This is a genomic window from Scandinavium sp. M-37 (assembly GCF_043558715.1).
Lineage (GTDB): Bacteria > Pseudomonadota > Gammaproteobacteria > Enterobacterales > Enterobacteriaceae > Scandinavium > Scandinavium vulneris_A.
The window spans coordinates 106,707-125,702 of the sequence record NZ_JBIGIN010000005.1 but is presented as its reverse complement, the minus strand read 5'-3'; the positions used below and the strand labels follow the sequence as shown (position 1 = coordinate 125,702).

Here is an 18,996-nt window from a genome sequence, read left to right as displayed (position 1 = left end):
ATTATGATTTACCCTGATGAAAAAACGCTGTACGCCCCGGTTGACTGGCAGGACTGCTCCGAAGGTTTCGAAGATATTCGTTATCAGAAATCGTCGGACGGCATCGCTAAAATCACCATCAATCGCCCACAGGTGCGCAACGCCTTCCGTCCGCTGACCGTCAAAGAGATGATTCAGGCCCTGGCGGATGCCCGTTATGACGACAACGTCGGGGTGATTATTCTCACCGGCGAAGGCGACAAAGCCTTCTGCGCAGGTGGCGATCAGAAAGTGCGCGGCGATTACGGCGGATACCAGGACGACGCGGGCACCCATCACCTGAACGTGCTGGATTTCCAGCGTCAAATCCGCACCTGCCCGAAACCGGTTGTCGCCATGGTGGCAGGCTACTCCATCGGCGGTGGCCACGTGCTGCACATGATGTGTGACCTGACCATTGCTGCGGACAACGCCATTTTCGGCCAGACTGGCCCGAAAGTCGGCTCCTTCGACGGCGGCTGGGGCGCATCCTACATGGCCCGCATCGTGGGTCAGAAAAAAGCGCGTGAAATCTGGTTCCTGTGTCGTCAGTACGACGCTAAACAGGCGCTGGACATGGGCCTGGTCAACACCGTGGTGCCGTTGGCTGACCTTGAAAAAGAGACCGTACGCTGGTGTCGTGAAATGCTGGAAAACAGCCCGATGGCGCTGCGCTGCCTGAAAGCAGCCCTCAATGCCGACTGTGACGGCCAGGCCGGTCTGCAGGAACTGGCGGGCAATGCCACCATGCTGTTCTACATGACCGAAGAAGGGCAGGAAGGCCGCAACGCCTTCAACCAGAAGCGTCAGCCTGATTTCAGCAAATTCAAACGGAATCCATAATGCGACACGCCCAGGTATACCGCTGGCAGATCCCCATGGACGCGGGAGTGGTTCTGCGCGAGCGGCGACTGAAAACCCGCGACGGGCTGTTGGTTCAGCTACGCCAGGGCGATGCCGAAGGCTGGGGCGAGATTTCGCCCTTGCCAGGATTCAGCGAAGAAACGCTGGAACAGGCCCAGACGGTGGTGATTGCCTGGGTCAACGCCTGGCGCGACGGTGGCAATCCCGACCTGCCACAGCTGCCTTCTGCCGCGTTTGGCCTGAGCTGTGCGCTGGCAGAGCTGCACGACGAATTACCGCAGGCGGCGGACTATCGTGCGGCCCCGCTGTGTACCGGCGACCCGGACGAACTGTTTGCTGTCCTCGATGCGATGCCCGGTGACAAGGTGGCGAAGGTAAAAGTGGGGTTGTGGGAAGCGGTCCGCGACGGCATGGTCGTCAACCTGCTGTTGGAAGCCATTCCCGATTTGCAGCTGCGACTCGACGCCAACCGGGCGTGGACGCCGTTGAAAGCGCAGCAGTTCGCCAAATATGTGAATCCTCAATACCGTCCGCGCATTGCTTTTATCGAAGAGCCGTGCCGGACCCGGGACGACTCCCGCGCGTTTGCGCAGGAAACCGGGATTGCCATCGCCTGGGATGAAAGCCTGCGTGAAGCCGATTTCACCTTTACCGCCGAACCCGGCGTCAAGGCGGTGGTTATCAAACCGACGCTCACTGGCAGCCTGCAAAAAGTCCGCGATCAGGTCGCGGCGGCTCATGCCCAGGGCTTAACGGCGGTGATCAGCTCATCAATTGAATCCAGTCTGGGCCTGACACAGCTGGCGCGGATTGCCGCGTGGCTGACGCCGGACACCCTGCCGGGGCTGGATACGCTGAACCTGATGCAGGCACAATTGATTCGCCGCTGGCCGAACAGTGAATTACCGTGCCTCAGCCGCGAGAGTCTGGATCCGCTGGTATGATTTTCGCTGATTATCCGTGGCGGCACTGGTGCGCTAAGCGACCGCACGCCCAGGCGCTGCGTCTGGGGGACGAAACGCTGAGCTGGCAGCAGCTGTGTCAGCGGATTGATGCCCTGGCCGCCGGGTTTGCCGCGCAGAGCGTTCGCCCGAACGACGGCGTGCTGCTCCGGGCGTTCAACCATCCGCAAACCCTGCTGGCATGGCTGGCGCTGTTGCAGTGCGGGGCGCGCGTTTTACCGGTGAATCCTCAACTGCCGCGCGAGCTGGTGGCGGCGCTGCTGCCGCAGTTTTCGCTGCGTCATGCCGTATTGCTAAGCGGCGACACGCCGTTTGCCGATTTAACGACGCTCTGCCTGCAACAGGCGGCACACGTCCCGGACGTCGCCTGGCAGGCAGAGCGGTTGGCGACCCTGACCCTGACCTCCGGCTCCAGCGGTTTACCGAAAGCGGCGGGGCATACTTTTGCTGCCCATCTGGCCAGCGCCGAAGGGGTGCTGGCGCTAATTCCCTACCGCGACACCGACGACTGGCTGCTGTCGTTGCCGCTGTTTCACGTCTCCGGGCAGGGCATTCTCTGGCGCTGGCTGCACAACGGTGCGCGGCTGACGGTGCGCGAGCGTCTGCCGCTGGCGCAAATGCTGGCAGGCTGCACCCACGCCTCGCTGGTGCCGACGCAGCTCTGGCGGCTGCTGAATGACGGCGAAGCGCTGACGCTCAACTCGGTGCTGCTCGGTGGGGCGGCGATCCCGGTTGAGCTGGCCGAGCAATCCCGTGCGCACGGGATCCGCACCTTTTGCGGCTACGGGCTGACGGAATTCGCCTCGACGGTGTGCGCCAAAGAAACCGACGGCGAAGCGGATGTGGGCCGTGCGTTACTGGGCCGGGAAGTCAAAATCGTCAACGGTGAAATCTGGCTGCGGGCAAACAGCATGGCCGCAGGCTATTGGCGAAACGGCGCGCTGACTCCGCTCACCAACGCCGAAGGCTGGTTTCCCACCCGCGATCGCGGCGAGCTGCACGACGGGCGGCTGACGGTGCTGGGCAGAATGGATAATCTGTTTTTCTGCGGTGGGGAAGGCATTCAGCCGGAAGAAGTCGAGCGGGTGATAAGCCGTCATCCGCAGGTCGAACAAATCTTTATTGTGCCGCTGGACGATGCCGAGTTTGGTCAGCGTCCGGTGGCGGTAGTGGAGGGCAGTGACGGGTTTGATGTCACGCAGATGCCGCAGTGGGCAGAGGACAAACTGGCGCGCTTTCAGCAACCGGTATGCTGGTTAATGCTGCCCGCCAGCCTGAAAACCGGCGGGATAAAAATTTCCCGCCGGGCGTTACTGGAGTGGGTCAACGCCACGCTGCGCGGTTAGCTCGCTTCAACCGCCGCTTTGCGCTGACGGCGTTTGCGCATCAGGCGCAACACCGGCGGAATGACGATAACCACTATCGCCAGCATCAGCAGCGTTTTCGCCACCCCGCTTTCCCACAGAATACCGACGCTGCCGTTGCTGATAGACAGCGCGCGGCGCAGGTTCTGCTCCAGCATCTCCCCCAGCACGAAGCCGAGGATCAGCGGCGACATCGGGAAGTGCATCTTGCGCAAAATGTACCCCAATACCCCAAGCACCACCATGAGCACCAAATCAAAGGTGGTGCTGTGAACCGCGTACACGCCAACCGCAGAGACGGCCGCAATCGCCGGAACCAGGAACCACAGCGGAATGGTTAACATCCGGGTGAACAGACCAATCAGCGGAATGTTCATGATCAGCAGCATCACGTTCGCAATCAGCAGGGCGGCGATCAGCCCCCAGACGATATCCGGTTGCTCGGTAAACATCGCCGGGCCGGGGGTGATGTTGTACAGGGTTAGCGCCCCCATCATTACCGCCGTGGTGCCCGAACCCGGCACGCCGAGGGTCAGCATTGGAATAAACGAGCCGCAGGCCGAGGCGTTGTTGGCCGCTTCCGGGGCCGCCACGCCGCGAATATCGCCTTTGCCAAAGCTGTCGCTGTTGCCGCTGATTTTCTTCTCGGTCATGTAGGTGATGGCGCTGGCGATGGTGGCCCCGGCTCCCGGCAGCACGCCGACGAAGAAGCCAATCACCGACGAGCGCAGCGTCGCCCCCGCACACTGCGAGGCTTCCTTAACGGTAAACATCATCCGGCCGGTTTTGCGTACCAGGGTCTGGCCGCCGCTGGTGCTTTCCAGCATCAGCAGGATTTCAGACACTGAGAACAGGCCGATTACCACCACAATAAACTGCACGCCGTCGGACAAATGGACGCTGTCGAAGGTGAAGCGATATACCCCGGTGTTGGCATCGACGCCCACCGTCGCCAGGCCCAGTCCGATCAACGCCGCCAAAAACGACTTCAGCGGATTTTGCGCCATCATGCTGCCGAGGCAGGCGATAGCAAACACCATCAGGGCAAAATACTCCGCTGGACCAAACGCCAGTGACCACTGCGCCAGCGCCGGAGCGAACAGAATGATACCCATAATGGCCACCATCGAACCCATAAACGAGCTGACGGCGGAAATCGACAGCGCCACGCCGCCGCGTCCTTGCTGGGCCATCGGATAACCATCCAGCGCGGTCATGATCGCTGCCGCATCGCCGGGCACGTTAAGCAGAATCGACGAAATGCGCCCCCCATATTCACAGCCGATATAGACCGTGGCGAGCAGGATCAGCGCTGATTCGGCAGGCAGATGCAGGGCAAACGCCAGCGGCAGCAAAATGGCCACGCCGTTAATCGGCCCGAGGCCAGGCAGCAGCCCGACGATGGTGCCGACGAAACAGCCAATGAGTGCAATCAGCAGGTTTTCCGGGGTCATCGCCACGGCGAACCCCTGTGAGAGATAAATCCAGGTATCCATAGGATCTCCGTCAGTTCAGCCAGACGCCGAGAGGCAGGGTGACATCCAGTAGCCTGTCAAAGGCAAACCAGAGCGAAATGCCGAGCACCACGCCGGAAATGCCCGCGGCGGGCAGCGTCGCGCCGAACAACATACCGATTATCGCGGTCAGGATGGCGGTCGCCAGCGGGAAACCAAGCCATTCAAAGCCCCAGGCGTACATCAGCAGCACGATAACCATCGTCAGCAGGCGCTGAAGCACCCGCTGATGCGGCCAGTCGATAGCGTCCGGCCGACGCAGCAGTAGCGCGACCGAACAGAGCAGCATTAGCCCGATAATGCCCAGCGGGAACGGGCGCGGGCCAACCGGCTCGTAGCTGTATTCGCTGTGCAGCTGCCAGGCGACCATCAGACCACCGAGGCACAGCAGCACCCAGACGCCAGCAAAAATACGATCGCTCATCTGCGCCCCCGCTTATTTCGCCAGACCAAAAGATTTGGCCTGTTCACGGTAGTCGGTGACCTGCTGCTTGACGTAGCTGTCGAGCGCTTTGCCGTTCAGGTTGAACTCAAACAGGCCCCGCAGTTCGCGCTGCTTTTTGAACTCCTCGGTTTGCTGCAATTTCTGGAAGGCCTGTACCCACCAGTCGTACTCGGCATCGCTAACTTTCGGCCCGACGTAGAAGCCACGAATAATCGGCCAGACGAGGTCATAACCCTGCTCTTTGGCCGTCGGCACGTCGGCTAACTGCCCTGGCAGACGGTTGTCGGAAAACACCGCCAGCACGCGAATTTTGTCGCCTTGCAGGTACGGCACCATTTCGCTGAGGTCACCGGACACCGCCTGCACGTGGTTGCCCAGCAGCGCCGTGACCGGCTCGCCGCCACCTTCAAACGCCACATAGCGCATCTTGTGCGGGTCGACGTTGGCTTTTTGCGCCAGCTTCGCCGCTTTCATCCAGTCCTGGCTGCCAATCGATGCGCCCGCGCCAATGACTACCCGATTCGGATCTTTTTCCATCGCCGTCATCAGGTCTTTCAGCGTTTTCCATGGCGAATCTTTGCGTACGGCGATCATCCCGTAATCGGTGCCGACGCTCGCCAGCCAGCGCACGTCATCGACGTTATAGCGACCAAATTTGCCCTGCGACAGATTAAGCAGCGAGCCGCCGGAGAACGCCACCACGGTGCCCGGTTCGCCTGGCCGCTGGGCGACGATAGCGTTATAGGCCACCGCGCCGACCCCGCCTGGCATATAGGTCACGCGCATCGGTTTTTCGATGGCGTTGGTTTCCAGCAGGCTGACCTGAATCAGTTTGCAGGTAAGGTCAAAGCCGCCGCCGGGCTTGGCCGGCGCGATGCATTCTGTGCGGGCAGGCGCTTCTGCGGCCAGGGCAGACGTGCTGCCGAGCAGCAGGGCAGAGGCAATAAGTGTTCGAAGGATCTGCGTTGTCATTTTTTATCCTCACGCCGGATGAACCGGATTGATAGGGTCGGTTTTTTTCTGATTATGTGAACCACCATGTGGCGGTTCCGTTGCGTGATTGTTAAAACAGTAACCTTTCATTTCCCTTTCAATACGCCACCAACTTTACAGGATGTGATATGCGTCTCTTATTAGCGGAAGATAACCGTGAGCTGGCTCACTGGCTGGAGAAGGCGCTGGTGCAGGGCGGGTTTGCCGTCGACACCGTGTTTGACGGACGCGCTGCGGACCATCTCCTGCAAAGTGAAAAATACGCCCTGGCGGTGCTGGATATCGGTATGCCGGGCTTTGATGGTCTGGAAGTGGTCCAGCGCCTGCGTAAACGCGGACAAACCTTGCCGGTGCTGCTGCTGACCGCGCGCAGTGCGGTCGCCGAGCGGGTGATTGGTCTCAATGCCGGGGCCGATGACTATCTGCCTAAACCGTTCGAACTGGAAGAACTGGACGCGCGCCTGCGCGCTCTGCTGCGTCGCAGCGAAGGGCAGGTGCAGGAGACCCAGCAGCTGGGCGACCTGACCTTTCATGACGACGGCTATTTCATGCTGCACGGGCAGACGCTGGCGCTGACCCCCCGCGAGCATGCCCTGTTAACGGTGCTGATGTATCGCCGCCAGCGCCCGGTTTCCCGCCAGCAGCTGTTCGAGCAGGTCTTCAGCCTCAGCGATGAGGTTAGCCTCGAAAGCATCGAACTTTACATTCATCGTTTACGCAAAAAGCTACAGCCCAGCAACGTGCGCATCACCACCCTGCGCGGGCTCGGCTATCTGCTGGAGCGCGGCGATGAGGTGGCGTAAACCGCAGTCGCTGTTTGCCCAACTGCTGCTATTCCTCGGTTTGCCGCTGCTGCTGTTATGGGGATTTTCGGCGTTTAACAGCTACGTCAGTGCGCTCCAGGCGGCGACGCAGGCCTACGACCGGACGCTGCTCTCCTCTGCCCGTACCATTTCTGAACGGCTCCACGTGCGCGATGGTCGGCTTGAGGTCAATGTTCCGTGGGTGGTGCTCGACAGTTTTGAACTGAACATGAATGACCGCCTGTATTACAAGGTGGTCGACCCGGCGGGGAAGGTGATTTCGGGCTATGACGATTTGCCCGCCATGCCGCCGTCCACCTCGCGCACCACGCTGTACCCGGCGCTGGCGTGGTTTTATCACACCCAGTTTCAGGGGCAGGCCATCCGTGTGGCGCGGCTGTTGCAGCCGATCAACGAGGGCGGCGTGATGGGGATGGCGGAGATTTATGTCGCCGAAACGCTGCAGTCGCGTCGTTACCTGGCCCAGCAATTGCTGTTTTCGTCGCTGGTCACTCAGGGCATGTTGGTGCTACTCACCCTGCTGTTGGCAGGCTGGCTGCTGCGTCGGGTGCTGCGGCCGATGCGCCAGCTCTCGGGGATCATGGTGCGTCGCGATCCGGGCCTGCTAACGCCGCTGCCGGAGCTGCTGCCGTGGTCCGAAACGCGGCTGCTGATCGTGGCCTTCAACCGCTACATTGACCGCTTGCGGGGCCTGATTTCCCGTCAGGAGCGCTTCAGCGCTGATGCTTCGCACCAGTTAAAAACGCCGCTGGCTATCCTCAAAACGCAGGTGTCGGTGGCGCTGAGCAGCCCGCAGCCGCAGGCGTGGCGCGAGAGTTTGCAGGCGATGAGCGTCACGCTCGACAACACCATTTCACTCACCGAACGGCTGCTGCAACTGTCTGCCGTCAAAGGCAAAGAGCAGGGCGCGCGGCAGTTTTCGCCAGTCGATTTACAGCATATCGTTCAGCAAAGCTGTTTTTCCCGGCTGGCGCAGGCGCGCAGCAAGCATATCGATTTAGGCTATGAGGGCGAACACGCGGCGGTCTGGGTACAGGGCGATGCGCTTCTGCTGGGCGAACTGTGCGCCAACCTGCTCGATAATGCGCTGAAATACACGCCGCCGTCCGGGACGGTGACCGCCCGTCTGCAACGGGCCGGGGATGAGGTGATTTTCGATATCGAAGACAGCGGGCCTGGGATCGACGCGACCCAACGAAACCTGGCGTTACAACCTTTCCAGCGGCTCGATAACGTCGGTGACGCAGCCGGGGCAGGTCTGGGCCTGGCGCTGGTCAACGATATCGCCCGTCTGCACCGCGCCATGCCGGAGCTCACACGCAGTGAGGCATTAGGCGGACTTCATGTTAGCGTTCGCTTAATACTGGCGAAATAATTGCGGTTCAAAACGATTTCAGGTAGTAACTGGTTACAATCCTGTGACGATTCGCTTTGATAGTGCATTGATTCCTGTGCATTCAGCAGTACAATTCTGCCGTTTTCGGGAGTTTTTATTAATTTGTGTTTGCTGGAACGTTAAAAAATGAAAAAAGGTATTTTGTTAGGTCTGTCCGGACTGCTGTTTGTGTCTGCCGCCGCCAACGCTATCAGCGTCAGCGGTCAGGCGGGTGAACACTACACCAACCTGGGCGTCGGTTTTGGAACGGAATCTACCGGTCTGGCATTGAGCGGTAACTGGACTCACAGCGACAACGACGGCGATGCCGCCAGTCTTGGTCTGGGTCTGAACATTCCGCTGGGGCCATTTATCGCCACCGTCGGCGGGAAAGGCATTTACACCAATCCAAATGACGGCGACGAAGGCTATGCCGCCGCGGTGGGTGGGGGTCTGCAGTGGCAGATTGGTGACAGCTTCCGTCTGTTCGGCGAGTACTATTACTCTCCGGACTCGCTCTCCAGCGGTATTGAGAGCTATCAGGAAGCGAACGCCGGTGGTCGCTGGACCATCATGCGTCCAATCAGCATCGAAGCGGGTTACCGTTATCTGAGCCTCGCGGGCAAAGATGGCAACCGCGACAACACCCTTGCAGACGGCCCGTACGTCGGTGTGAGCGCCGCGTTCTGATCCTCCGGCGCGGCATTCTGTCGCGCCTGTTTTCCTTTTCTCCCTCGCCTCCGCTATAGTAAATCGTCCTCTTGTAAGGAGAAAACGATGATAAACGTGGAGATGCTGTCCACCGGTGACGAAGTGCTGCATGGTCAAATTATTGACACCAATGCGGCATGGCTTGCCGATTACTTATTTACCCAGGGATTGCCGTTAACCCGGCGCAATACCGTTGGCGACAGCCTCAACGCACTGGTGTCGGTCCTGCGCGAACGCAGTCAACATGCCGATATTCTGATAGTCAATGGTGGCCTGGGGCCAACCAGTGACGATCTCAGCGCGCTGGCCGCCGCCACCGCCAAAGGGGAAGGGCTGGTGCTGCACGAGGCATGGCTCACCCAGATGGAGAAATTCTTTAGCGAGCGCGGTCGGGTGATGGCCCCGAGCAACCGCAAGCAGGCGGAAATCCCCGCCAGCGCGGAAATGATTGATAACCCGGTCGGCACCGCCTGCGGTTTCGCGCTTCAGCTTAATCGCTGCCTGATGTTTTTCACCCCCGGCGTGCCGTCTGAATTCAAAGTGATGGTCACAGACCAGATCCTGCCGCGTCTGCGCGCGCGTTTTGCCCTGAGCGAACCGCCGCTGTGCCTGCGTTTAACCACCTTTGGTCGCTCTGAAAGCGACCTGGCGCAGCAGCTTGACCCGCTGGTTATGCCGCCGGGTGTCACTATGGGCTACCGCTCATCGATGCCGATCATTGAACTCAAGCTGACCGGACCTGCCTCGGAACGCGACGCGATGCTCGCCCTGTGGCCGGAAGTGCAAAAGGTCGCTGGCGAAAGTCTGATTTTTGAGGGCACCGAAGGGCTGGCGGCGCAAATTGCGCGCACTCTGCAGGAAAGCACGCTGAGTATCACGCTTAGCGAGCAGTTCACTTCCGGGCTTATCGCGTTACAGCTGGGACGCGAAAACGCGCCGCTGCTGGCGAGTGAAGTCGTGCCCTGTCAGGAAGAGACCCTGGCGCAGACCGCGCACTGGACCGCAGAACGGCGGGTGAAACACTTTGCCGGGCTGGCGTTAGCCGTCAGTGGGCTGGAGCAGGATCGTCTGAACTTCGCGCTCTCAACCCCGGAAGGCACCCATGCGCTGCAGGTGAAATTCAGCACCTCACGCCACAGTCTGGCCATACGCCAGGAAGTTTGCGCCATGATGGCGCTGAACCTTCTGCGTCGTTGGCTGCACGGGAAAGAGATGACCACCGAGCACGGCTGGGTGAACGTCGTCGACACGTTATTCCTGCCGTAAATTCTGCCCTGCCACGTGCCGGAGTCCGTCCGGCACGCATTTTGTCCAACCGGTTGTACTCCTCTTAAAAAAATCTGTGCGTTAGCTCCCATTTTTTGTTCAGTAAAAGCTCAATCGGGCGGGCGCCGCCTGGACTATGACCGCGTTCACACTCTGGCCGACGCTCAGCCGTAACACTGATTCCAGTATTCAGGATTGGAGTCCAGTATGTTGGAATCAAGCAAAGTCCCGGCGCTTACCCGCGCCATCGAAATCCTAGACCTGATCGGGCGCATCGGCCCGTGCAGCGCCGCCACTATCATTGATGAACTGGCGATCCCCAAAAGCACCGCTTATCTGCTGCTTGGCGAATTGAAAAAGCAGCGTTTTCTGCGCATGGATTACCGTGATAACTACTGCCTGTGGACGCGGTTGGTGGAACTGGCCGGGCAGGCGTTGGGTAAAATGGACCTGCGGGAACTGGCGCGCCCGCGCCTGACGCAGCTGATGGATGCGTGCGGCCTGCTGTGCCACCTCGGGATTATTGACGGGGAAAACGCATATTACATCCTCAAAATTGAATCATCTTCGACCATCAGCGTGCGCTCGCACGAAGGCAAAAGCCTGTCGCTGTATCGCTCCGGGGTAGGCAAATGTCTGCTGGCCTGGCAGCCGGAAAACGTCCGCGAGGCCGTTGTTTCCAGCCTCAACTGGCAACAGGCCACCCCGACCACCATCATCACCACTGACGGCCTGCACTCCGAATTGGCCCGCATTCGTGCCCGTGGCTGGAGCTTTGACAACGGGGAAGATTATCCCGATGTGCGCTGCGTAGCCGCCCCGGTATTTAACGCCAATAACCAGCTTACGGCGGCTATTTCAGTGGTCGGTACGCGGCTACAAATCAACGACGACAACCGCGACTACCTTGCCGGAAAAGCCATTGCCTGCGCGAAAGATATTTCCCGTCTTTTGGGCTGGAAAAGCCCCTTTGAACAACAACAAACCTTATAACAGGAGAACATCATGACCTTACCGAAAATCAAACATATCCGGGCCTGGTTTCTGGGCGGTGCCACGGCAGAGAAAGGCGCTGGCGGCGGTGATTATCATGACCAGGGCGCGCATCACTGGATTGACGATCACATCGCCACCCCAATGAGCAAATACAAGCAGTATGAACAGTCCCGGCAGTCGTTCGGCATTAACGTGCTCGGCACCTTAGTGGTGGAAGTCGAGGCTGAAAATGGGCAAACCGGATTTGCAGTCTCCACCGCAGGTGAAATGGGATGCTTCATCGTTGAAAAACACCTGAACCGCTTTATCGAAGGCAAATGTGTAAGTGATATCAAGCTGATTCATGACCAGATGATGAATGCCACAATGTACTATTCCGGCTCTGGCGGCCTGGTGATGAACACCATTTCCTGTATCGATTTGGCGTTATGGGATCTGTTCGGCAAAGTTGTCGGCTTGCCGGTGTACAAACTGCTGGGCGGCGCGGTGCGCGACGAAATCCAGTTCTATGCCACTGGTGCTCGTCCGGATCTGGCGAAAGAGATGGGTTTTATCGGCGGTAAAATGCCTACCCATTTTGGCCCGCATGACGGCGATGCGGGGATCCGCAAAGATGCGGCCATGGTCGCTAAGTATCGCGAAAAATGCGGCGCGGATTTCTGGCTGATGCTCGACTGCTGGATGAGCCAGGACGTGAACTATGCGACTAAGCTGGCCCACGCCTGCGCCCCGTACAACCTGAAGTGGATTGAAGAATGCCTGCCGCCGCAGCAGTACGAAGGCTATCGTGAGTTGAAGCGTAACGTCCCGGCGGGAATGATGGTCACCAGCGGGGAACACCACGGCTCGCTGCAATCGTTCCGTACCCTGGCGGAAACCGGGATCGACATTATGCAGCCTGACGTCGGCTGGTGCGGCGGCCTGACTACGCTGGTGGAAATCGCCGCTATCGCCAAATCGCGTGGACAGCTGGTGGTGCCGCACGGGTCGTCGGTTTACTCGCATCACGCCGTTATCACCTTCATTAATACCCCATTTAGTGAATTCCTGATGACCAGTCCGGATTGCTCGACCCTGCGTCCACAGTTCGACCCGATCCTGCTTGATGAGCCGGTGCCGGTGAACGGTCGGATGCATAAGAGCGTGCTGGATAAACCGGGCTTTGGCGTAGAGCTGAACCGCGACTGTCACCTGACCCGTCCATACAGCCACTAATCCGGCACTCATCCAGCACTAAACCGCTGCGTCACGATGAGTCGTGGCGCAGGTTTCCTGAGGATAATGCGATGAATACCACCCTGATTGAGCGCGTGGTGAAGAAAAACCGCGTGCGTTTGATCCCGTTCATGCTGGCGCTGTACGTGCTGGCGTTCCTCGATCGCTCGAACATCGGCTTTGCGAAAGAGACTTATCAGCTGGATACCGGTTTGAGCAATGAGGCGTATGCGCTCGGGGCCGGGATCTTCTTCGTGGTGTATGCCTTTCTCGGCGTTCCAGCCAACCTGCTGATGCGCAAGTTCGGGGCCCGTTACTGGATTGGCAGCACCACATTATTGTGGGGGGTTCTCTCTGCCGCAATGGCGTGGGCCGACACCGAAGCCAAATTTCTGCTGGTGCGTACTCTGCTGGGGGCGGCGGAAGCGGGCTTCTTCCCCGGCATGATTTACCTCACCTCCCAGTGGTTCCCGCAGCGCAACCGCGCCAGCATCATGGGGTTGTTTTACATGGGGGCGCCGCTGGCGCTAACACTCGGCTCACCGCTGTCAGGTGCGCTGCTGGAAATGCACGGTTTTCTCGGTCATCCCGGCTGGTTCTGGATGTTTTTAATCGAAGGCGTACTGGCCGTCGGCGCGGGGGTTTTCACTTTCTTCTGGCTGGACGACACGCCGCAGAAGGCGCGTTTCCTTAGCACCGAAGAAAAGCAGGCGCTTATCCGGCAGTTAGCCAGCGAAGAAGAACATAAGGTCGCCTCCAGGCTGAGCGATGCGCTGCGTAACGGGCGGGTGTGGCAGCTGGCGATAATTTATCTCTGCATTCAGGTGGCGGTCTACGGCCTGATTTTCTTCCTGCCGACCCAGGTAGCGGCCCTGCTTGGTACTAAAGTGGGCTTCTATGCTTCGATGGTGACGGCTATTCCGTGGGTCTTTGCCCTATTTGGCACCTGGCTCATTCCGCGCTATTCCGACAAAACCGGCGAACGTCGCAACGTTGCGGCGTTGACGCTGTTGGCCGCGGCGATTGGCATCGGCGTGTCGGGCCTGGTGTCGCCGGTACTGGCCATCGTGGCTCTGTGCGTCGCAGCGGTGGGGTTTATCGCCGTACAGCCGGTGTTCTGGACCATGCCGACTCAGCTGTTGTCGGGCACTGCGCTGGCGGCGGGGATCGGCTTTGTGAACCTGTTCGGTGCAGTGGGCGGGTTTATCGCACCTATTCTGCGCGTACAAGCAGAAACGCTGTTTGCCAGCAGTTCGGCAGGCTTATTGACGCTGGCGGCGGTCGCCATGGTCGGCACCCTGCTGATTTTTTCACTGCATGTTTCACGTCCGGCCACCCAGCCTGATGGGCTGCCTGATTAACGTACTGCCTAATTGACTGCAAAGGATGACTATGAACACTGTTTTAGCGAACCCGTTTAAAGCCGCACTTCAGCGCGGGGAAACCCAGATTGGCCTGTGGCTGAGTTCCACCTCGGCGTATATGGCGGAAATTGCCGCTACCTCAGGCTATGATTGGCTGCTGATTGACGGCGAGCACGCGCCCAACACCGTGCAGGATTTGTATCACCAGCTGCAGGCGATAGCCTCTTACGCCAGCCAGCCGGTTATCCGTCCGGTGGACGACAATCGCAGCCTGATCAAACAGGTTCTGGATATTGGTACCCGCACGCTGCTGATCCCAATGGTCGAAAGCGCGGCACAGGCCCACGATATTGTCAGCGCCACCCGCTATCCGCCGTTGGGCGTCCGCGGTGTTGGAGCCAGCGTCGCCCGGGCTGCCCGCTGGGGACGCGTCGAAAACTATATGGCGCAGGCCAACGAGGAACTGTGCGTGCTGATTCAGGTGGAAACCAAAACAGCGCTGGATAACCTTGGTGAGATTCTGGAAGTGGACGGTATTGATGGGGTGTTTATCGGGCCTGCCGATCTATCGGCGTCATTAGGTTATCCGGATAATACCGGGCATCCTGAGGTACAGCGTATTATTGAGGAGAGTATTGGCCGGATCCGCAAGGCCGGAAAAGCGGCGGGCATTCTCGCCGTTGACCCGGAGATGGCGAAAAATTGCCTGCAATGGGGGGCAAACTTTGTCGCCGTCGGCGTGGATACGATGTTGTATACCGAGGCACTTGACCAGCGGCTGGCGCAGTTCAAAGTCACGCCATCCGCTTACGTCGCAAAAAACAGCTACTGATTAGTTTGGCATGATTAACGCCTGCGCCAGCAGGCTGATCGGATGTTCACAGCGTTTGCTTGTGGACATCTCGATTTGCCATTTGCAGGTTTCGCAGTCGGTTACCACCAGGTCCGCGCCGCTGTCTTCAATCTGACGAAACAGCGGGGTGCCTATCGCCTGTGAGGTATCGTAGTTTTCCGCTTTAAAGCCGTAGGTTCCGGCAATGCCGCAGCACTGCGAATCCAGCACGATCACTTCCAATTCCGGGATCTGACGCAGCAGTTCAAGGGTATATATCGCCCAGCCCATTTTCTCCATGTGACAAGGTGTGTGATACACCACTTTCAGCGGCAGACGGCGCAACGGTAGCTGTTTCCCGGCATCCAGCTGTTTCCACAGCCAGCGGGTGGCCAGTTCGATATGGTCGCGCACGTCGTGGTTATCGATATCCAGCAAATGCGGATATTCATCGCGCAGGGTGAAGGTGCAGGTGGAGGAGGTGGCAATCGCCGGGAGCTGTTTTTCCACCACCGCTTTACGCAGTGAGGCGGTGTTGACCTGCGCCTGTTTGCGCGCTTTGTCGATAAATCCGTTGGCGATCAGCGGCACGCCGCAGCACTTCTCTTTTTCCAGCAGTTGCACGCCAATATCGAGTGCGTTGAGCACCTTGAGCAAATCTTTGCCGAGCTGCGGGTTGTTGTAGTTGACATAGCAGCCATGGAAAAATGCCACCTGCTCGGGATACTGTGCCTGCTGCTTCGCCACCTGGCGATACCAGCGTCGGAAGGTGCCCGAGCCGTATTTCGGCAGGGTACGGCGATGATCAATTTTCAGCACGCTGTCGAGCAGGCGGCGAACCGGTTTCAGTCCGGTGGTGGCATTAACGATCGGCGCGAACGGCGTCGAGAGGGTGCCCATTAAATCGGTGTGGCTGAGGATGGCATCGCGCAGGGTCGGTTTCTGCTGGCTGAACTGCGCCCGGGCGCGCTGGATAATATCGCCGATCCTGACGTCTGACGGGCAGGCAACCTCGCAGCGTTTACAGTTGATGCAGTATTTCAGCGCCTCGTCGTACAGCGCGCCGTCTTTCAGACGCAGACGCTCGCCGTCTGGCCCGGCCTGTTTCGGGCCAGGATAGCGCGGGTTCGCACGGCTGACCGGACAGGCGGTGGTGCAGACGGTGCATTTGATGCAGCTTTCAAAACGGGTATCACTCATGGCTGACCTCCGGCGAGTTCGGCAATCTGGCGGGCGACGTGCAGGGCTGTGACGGCGCTAACGCCCCCGGCGCAGCCCTGCGTAATGCCGTCAAACCCGCCCAGCACGCCGCCAATGGCAAACAGGTTATCGAAGCGTTTGCCGTCACGCAGCGCGCGCAGCGAGGTATCCGTCTGCACGCCAAAACGCTGCCACGGCTGCGGTTCGAAGAAATCGCGTCGGGTCCAGCTTTCGCGTGGGGCAGATTGCAGTACGTCCAGCCCCAGCAGCGGTTCGAACACGCCTTCCCGGCTGGCAATCAGCCCATTGCTAAAGAAGCTGCCGCTGGCCAGCACCGCAAAACGGGTGCGCAGCGGGACGTCGCCATGGTTGCGTGTAGAGATGGCACTGATGTTTTGCCCGTCGTGGATAATATCGGTCACTGCATCTCCGGCCAGCCACACTCCGCCATTTTTAGCGAACTGGCGTTGCAGCAACGTATGCAGTCGGATACCCGGCACCGACGGCGGCAGCGTGGGCAGCAACGCCACCGGACAGGGCAGGGTTTCATTCAGCCAGTGCCACAGGCCGTTATCCTGTAATCCGAAACAGGCGGGCAGCAGCAGCCGATCGTATTCGCTGGCCAGCGGCAGCAGCGCAGCGTGGAGGCTACGCCACTGTTCACCGTCGTCGAGCATCCGCGCCAGATTCACCGAGCGGAATTCAGAGGCGTTGTCGCGCAGGACATCCAGCTGCGGGAGCGCAATCTCTAGCGCTTCGACGTTGACGCCGGTCTGGCGTAAAGAGGCAGCCACCAAATGGGGCTGGAAATCGATAAATCCGCTGATACCGACCACCGCAATCCGTTCCCCTTGCTGCGGGGCGAGGGCGATATCCGGCGGCGTGAGCCATGCCTGGCGCAGGGTGCCAATCGGTGTAATACGCCGATGCGGCTGGTCGACCTGGCCCAGCATGGCGATACCGCACTCGGCCAGCAGCGTTTCGGTTTGACGCGCATAGTCGAGCACCGCGCTTTTACCGAGCAGGCTGTAAGGATGAATCGGCTCTTCTGCGCTCAGGGTGTCGAGCGCCTCTGCCAAAGTCTGTGGCGCGGCGTGAGCCAGTAAATCGAGCGAGCCGGAGGAGAAATGCAGCCCGCTCTGACCCCGGCTGATAATGGCGGGGCGTAACCCTTGCCGGGTGAGCGACAGCCCGCAGAGTAAACCCGCCAGTCCGCCGCCGATGATGACGGTATCAAATTTCATCATGATGCTCCTTTTCCAGACCGCACAATCCCTGCCACACCCAGCGGGTAAATTCGCTTTCGCGTAACGCATCGCCCCAGGCGATGGGCTGCACGCCCTGCCAGCGCTCGTTGAGGAATTCGGACAGTTGATTTAGCGACTGCGCCGGGGTCGTAACCTGATAGCGGTGCAACAGGGCGGCGGCGCGACAGGCGCACAGTTCTCCCTGACAGGTGCCCATGCCCACGCGGGTACGGCGGCGCAAATCGAGCAGATTTTTCACCGCCAGATTTTCGACCGCGTACTGCACTTCTCCGGCGGTTACCGCCTCGCATTCACAGACCAGGCTGCGATGCAGGCGTGAATCGCCGAGCCAGGCGGGGGTTCTGTCACCATGACGATAAATGGCTGAACCGCGCAGCGGGGCGGGAAGGGAGATAATTTTATGCAGTGATTTTTCAGTCGGTTCCTGCGAGCCTGGCAACGGCGTCTCTGCGGTGGTGCAGGCCACAGTACGATTAAGCTTGCGACACACTGCGTCGGTGGCCATTTCAGCCATCAGACGATAGGTCATCAGCTTACCGCCGGTGATGGTGATGAACCCTTCCAGGCCATCGCGTGCGGCGTGGTCAAGCAGCACGATGCCACGGCTGACGTTGCGCCCGCTTGGGTCATCATCGCTGGCAACCAGCGGACGTACCCCGCAGTAGGCGCGCAGAATACGGCTGGTGGCGATCGCCGGGGCCAGTTTTTCGCCTTCACGCAGCAGAATATCCACTTCGGCAGCCGTCACCCGGTTGCAGTCGATGTCGCGATAATCAATGTGCGTGGAGGTGGTGCCGATCAGCGAAATCGTATCTCCGGGCACCAGAATGTCAGCATCGGCCGGTTTGCGGCAGCGGTTAATCACGTGTTGGTTAATACGATGGTCGAAAATGAGCAGCGAACCTTTGGCCGGGAACATGCGCACGCTCAGCTCGGCGTATTCGGCGATGCGCTGCCCCCAGATCCCACCCGCGTTGACCACCACCTGGGCATAAAGCTGTTGGCTGGTGTGTCGCGTGCGGTCCCAGACGTTCACCCCACAGATGCGTTCGCCCTGACGAATCAGCCCCGTGACTTCGCAGCCGGTGCGGATCACGGCCCCGTGCTCGCGGGCATCCAGCATGTTGGCAGCGGTGAGGCGGAAAGGATCGACGGTGCCATCAGGCACTTTTACCGCACCAACCAAATTCGGGTTCACCGCAGGTTCCATCGCCAGCGCCTGCGCCCGAGTCAGTGGCTGAGCATCAATGTTTGCCGCGAGGCAGGCCTCGATAAAGGTGTGCTGATAGTCCAGCGAATCTTCCGGTAGGGTGATGAACAGACCTTCCGTCGCGTCGGTGCAGTGGCGGGCGATGCGTTTCAGGATGGCATTTTCCGCGATGCACTCGCGGGCAGATTCCGGATCGGTCACCGCATAACGCGCCCCGCTATGCAACAGGCCATGATTGCGTCCCGTGGCTCCGGTGGCGATATCGTCGCGCTCAACCAGAATGGCCTTCAGGCCACGGCGGGCGCAGTCGCGGGCTATTCCGGCTCCGGTGGCACCGCCGCCGATCACTATCACATCGGCTTCACTGACCGTGGAAAGAGTCATGCTATTCCCTCAATGTTCGTTTTATTCCATTAAGCCACAACAAAACTGTGGTTTGTTTGATTGCGAGCATATTCGAGCATAAAACGAAAATGAAACGTGATTCCGTGCTCAAAATGGAATCTGTGTCATAAATCTGTAACATTTTGTGCGACATTTCACAGTACAGGGTCAACACTTTGCCTACCATCCAG

Annotated in this window: 17 protein-coding genes; 11 read left to right on the top strand and 6 right to left on the bottom strand. The window is 59.5% G+C overall.

Annotated elements, in window-relative coordinates; genetic code table 11:
* Window positions 1-3 precede the first annotated feature (3 nt).
* Genes menB through menE form a run of 3 tightly spaced genes read left to right on the top strand, consistent with a single transcriptional unit; the run spans window position 4 to window position 3,190 of the window.
* On the top strand, window positions 4-861 hold the full coding sequence (gene menB / locus ACG0Z5_RS06025; protein WP_319628859.1) for a 1,4-dihydroxy-2-naphthoyl-CoA synthase: 858 nt from the start codon (window positions 4-6) through the stop codon (window positions 859-861).
* Window positions 861-1,826 (top strand): o-succinylbenzoate synthase, encoded by a 966-nt coding sequence (menC, locus tag ACG0Z5_RS06020; protein ID WP_394446085.1) that lies wholly within the window; start codon window positions 861-863, stop codon window positions 1,824-1,826. Before menB ends, menC begins: the two co-directional genes overlap by 1 nt.
* On the top strand, window positions 1,823-3,190 hold the full coding sequence (gene menE / locus ACG0Z5_RS06015; protein WP_394446084.1) for an o-succinylbenzoate--CoA ligase: 1,368 nt from the start codon (window positions 1,823-1,825) through the stop codon (window positions 3,188-3,190). The genes menC and menE overlap by 4 nt, the downstream gene beginning before the upstream one ends.
* On the opposite strand, the gene ACG0Z5_RS06010 is transcribed toward menE, so the two are convergent.
* Genes ACG0Z5_RS06010 through ACG0Z5_RS06000 form a run of 3 tightly spaced genes read right to left on the bottom strand, consistent with a single transcriptional unit; the run spans window position 3,187 to window position 6,139 of the window.
* Window positions 3,187-4,704, bottom strand: a complete 1,518-nt coding sequence (locus tag ACG0Z5_RS06010) for a tripartite tricarboxylate transporter permease (protein WP_394446083.1) — start codon at window positions 4,702-4,704, stop codon at window positions 3,187-3,189. The two genes, menE and ACG0Z5_RS06010, sit on opposite strands and share 4 nt — an antisense overlap.
* A 10-nt stretch (window positions 4,705-4,714) precedes the next feature.
* Window positions 4,715-5,146: a tripartite tricarboxylate transporter TctB family protein gene (locus ACG0Z5_RS06005; protein WP_394446082.1), complete on the bottom strand. Its 432-nt coding sequence runs from the start codon at window positions 5,144-5,146 to the stop codon at window positions 4,715-4,717.
* Between the two features lie 12 nt (window positions 5,147-5,158).
* On the bottom strand, window positions 5,159-6,139 hold the full coding sequence (locus tag ACG0Z5_RS06000) for a Bug family tripartite tricarboxylate transporter substrate binding protein (protein ID WP_394446081.1): 981 nt from the start codon (window positions 6,137-6,139) through the stop codon (window positions 5,159-5,161).
* A 149-nt stretch (window positions 6,140-6,288) separates the two neighbouring features.
* Between ACG0Z5_RS06000 and tctD the strand changes: the two genes are divergently transcribed.
* The 8 genes from tctD to yfaU all read left to right on the top strand — a co-directional run bounded on the left by tctD (window position 6,289) and on the right by yfaU (window position 14,743).
* The gene (gene tctD, locus ACG0Z5_RS05995) at window positions 6,289-6,963 is read left to right on the top strand and encodes a transcriptional regulator TctD (protein WP_394446080.1); all 675 of its coding nucleotides are present in this window, start codon (window positions 6,289-6,291) and stop codon (window positions 6,961-6,963) included.
* Window positions 6,950-8,359: a sensor histidine kinase gene (locus ACG0Z5_RS05990; protein WP_394446078.1), complete on the top strand. Its 1,410-nt coding sequence runs from the start codon at window positions 6,950-6,952 to the stop codon at window positions 8,357-8,359. Before tctD ends, ACG0Z5_RS05990 begins: the two co-directional genes overlap by 14 nt.
* A 147-nt stretch (window positions 8,360-8,506) precedes the next feature.
* Entirely contained in the window at window positions 8,507-9,049 is a 543-nt protein-coding gene (locus ACG0Z5_RS05985; protein ID WP_394446076.1) for a YfaZ family outer membrane protein, read from the top strand.
* An 87-nt stretch (window positions 9,050-9,136) separates the two neighbouring features.
* Window positions 9,137-10,336, top strand: coding sequence for a nicotinamide mononucleotide deamidase-related protein YfaY (locus ACG0Z5_RS05980; RefSeq protein ID WP_394446075.1), 1,200 nt, complete (start codon window positions 9,137-9,139; stop codon window positions 10,334-10,336).
* A gap of 207 nt (window positions 10,337-10,543) precedes the next feature.
* A complete protein-coding gene (locus tag ACG0Z5_RS05975; RefSeq protein WP_394446074.1) occupies window positions 10,544-11,329 on the top strand; it encodes an IclR family transcriptional regulator in 786 nt (261 codons plus the stop codon).
* Window positions 11,330-11,341: 12 nt separating this feature from the next.
* The gene (gene rhmD / locus ACG0Z5_RS05970) at window positions 11,342-12,547 is read left to right on the top strand and encodes an L-rhamnonate dehydratase (protein ID WP_394446072.1); all 1,206 of its coding nucleotides are present in this window, start codon (window positions 11,342-11,344) and stop codon (window positions 12,545-12,547) included.
* Window positions 12,548-12,618: 71 nt separating this feature from the next.
* Window positions 12,619-13,908, top strand: a complete 1,290-nt coding sequence (locus ACG0Z5_RS05965; RefSeq protein WP_394446071.1) for an MFS transporter — start codon at window positions 12,619-12,621, stop codon at window positions 13,906-13,908.
* Between the two features lie 31 nt (window positions 13,909-13,939).
* A complete protein-coding gene (gene yfaU, locus ACG0Z5_RS05960; protein ID WP_394446070.1) occupies window positions 13,940-14,743 on the top strand; it encodes a 2-keto-3-deoxy-L-rhamnonate aldolase in 804 nt (267 codons plus the stop codon).
* Here the strand turns inward: yfaU and glpC are convergent, their stop codons facing one another.
* Genes glpC through glpA form a run of 3 tightly spaced genes read right to left on the bottom strand, consistent with a single transcriptional unit; the run spans window position 14,744 to window position 18,805 of the window.
* The gene (gene glpC, locus ACG0Z5_RS05955; RefSeq protein ID WP_394446069.1) at window positions 14,744-15,943 is read right to left on the bottom strand and encodes an anaerobic glycerol-3-phosphate dehydrogenase subunit GlpC; all 1,200 of its coding nucleotides are present in this window, start codon (window positions 15,941-15,943) and stop codon (window positions 14,744-14,746) included.
* On the bottom strand, window positions 15,940-17,187 hold the full coding sequence (gene glpB / locus ACG0Z5_RS05950; RefSeq protein ID WP_394446151.1) for a glycerol-3-phosphate dehydrogenase subunit GlpB: 1,248 nt from the start codon (window positions 17,185-17,187) through the stop codon (window positions 15,940-15,942). Before glpB ends, glpC begins: the two co-directional genes overlap by 4 nt.
* Window positions 17,177-18,805, bottom strand: coding sequence for an anaerobic glycerol-3-phosphate dehydrogenase subunit A (gene glpA, locus ACG0Z5_RS05945; protein ID WP_394446068.1), 1,629 nt, complete (start codon window positions 18,803-18,805; stop codon window positions 17,177-17,179). The genes glpB and glpA overlap by 11 nt, the downstream gene beginning before the upstream one ends.
* Window positions 18,806-18,996: the final 191 nt, after the last annotated feature.

Excerpts from the sequence above, each read along its gene's own strand:
- glpC (WP_394446069.1), bottom strand. The coding sequence starts at position 15,943 with ATGAGTGATACCCGTTTTGAAAGCTGCATCAAATGCACCGTCTGCACC.
- menC (WP_394446085.1), top strand. The coding sequence starts at position 861 with ATGCGACACGCCCAGGTATACCGCTGGCAGATCCCCATGGACGCGGGA.
- ACG0Z5_RS05975 (WP_394446074.1), top strand. The coding sequence starts at position 10,544 with ATGTTGGAATCAAGCAAAGTCCCGGCGCTTACCCGCGCCATCGAAATC.
- ACG0Z5_RS06010 (WP_394446083.1), bottom strand. The coding sequence starts at position 4,704 with ATGGATACCTGGATTTATCTCTCACAGGGGTTCGCCGTGGCGATGACC.
- ACG0Z5_RS05965 (WP_394446071.1), top strand. The coding sequence starts at position 12,619 with ATGAATACCACCCTGATTGAGCGCGTGGTGAAGAAAAACCGCGTGCGT.
- glpA (WP_394446068.1), bottom strand. The coding sequence starts at position 18,805 with ATGACTCTTTCCACGGTCAGTGAAGCCGATGTGATAGTGATCGGCGGC.
- ACG0Z5_RS05980 (WP_394446075.1), top strand. The coding sequence starts at position 9,137 with ATGATAAACGTGGAGATGCTGTCCACCGGTGACGAAGTGCTGCATGGT.
- menE (WP_394446084.1), top strand. The coding sequence starts at position 1,823 with ATGATTTTCGCTGATTATCCGTGGCGGCACTGGTGCGCTAAGCGACCG.
- yfaU (WP_394446070.1), top strand. The coding sequence starts at position 13,940 with ATGAACACTGTTTTAGCGAACCCGTTTAAAGCCGCACTTCAGCGCGGG.
- ACG0Z5_RS05990 (WP_394446078.1), top strand. The coding sequence starts at position 6,950 with ATGAGGTGGCGTAAACCGCAGTCGCTGTTTGCCCAACTGCTGCTATTC.
- rhmD (WP_394446072.1), top strand. The coding sequence starts at position 11,342 with ATGACCTTACCGAAAATCAAACATATCCGGGCCTGGTTTCTGGGCGGT.
- glpB (WP_394446151.1), bottom strand. The coding sequence starts at position 17,187 with ATGAAATTTGATACCGTCATCATCGGCGGCGGACTGGCGGGTTTACTC.
- tctD (WP_394446080.1), top strand. The coding sequence starts at position 6,289 with ATGCGTCTCTTATTAGCGGAAGATAACCGTGAGCTGGCTCACTGGCTG.
- ACG0Z5_RS06005 (WP_394446082.1), bottom strand. The coding sequence starts at position 5,146 with ATGAGCGATCGTATTTTTGCTGGCGTCTGGGTGCTGCTGTGCCTCGGT.
- ACG0Z5_RS05985 (WP_394446076.1), top strand. The coding sequence starts at position 8,507 with ATGAAAAAAGGTATTTTGTTAGGTCTGTCCGGACTGCTGTTTGTGTCT.
- ACG0Z5_RS06000 (WP_394446081.1), bottom strand. The coding sequence starts at position 6,139 with ATGACAACGCAGATCCTTCGAACACTTATTGCCTCTGCCCTGCTGCTC.
- menB (WP_319628859.1), top strand. The coding sequence starts at position 4 with ATGATTTACCCTGATGAAAAAACGCTGTACGCCCCGGTTGACTGGCAG.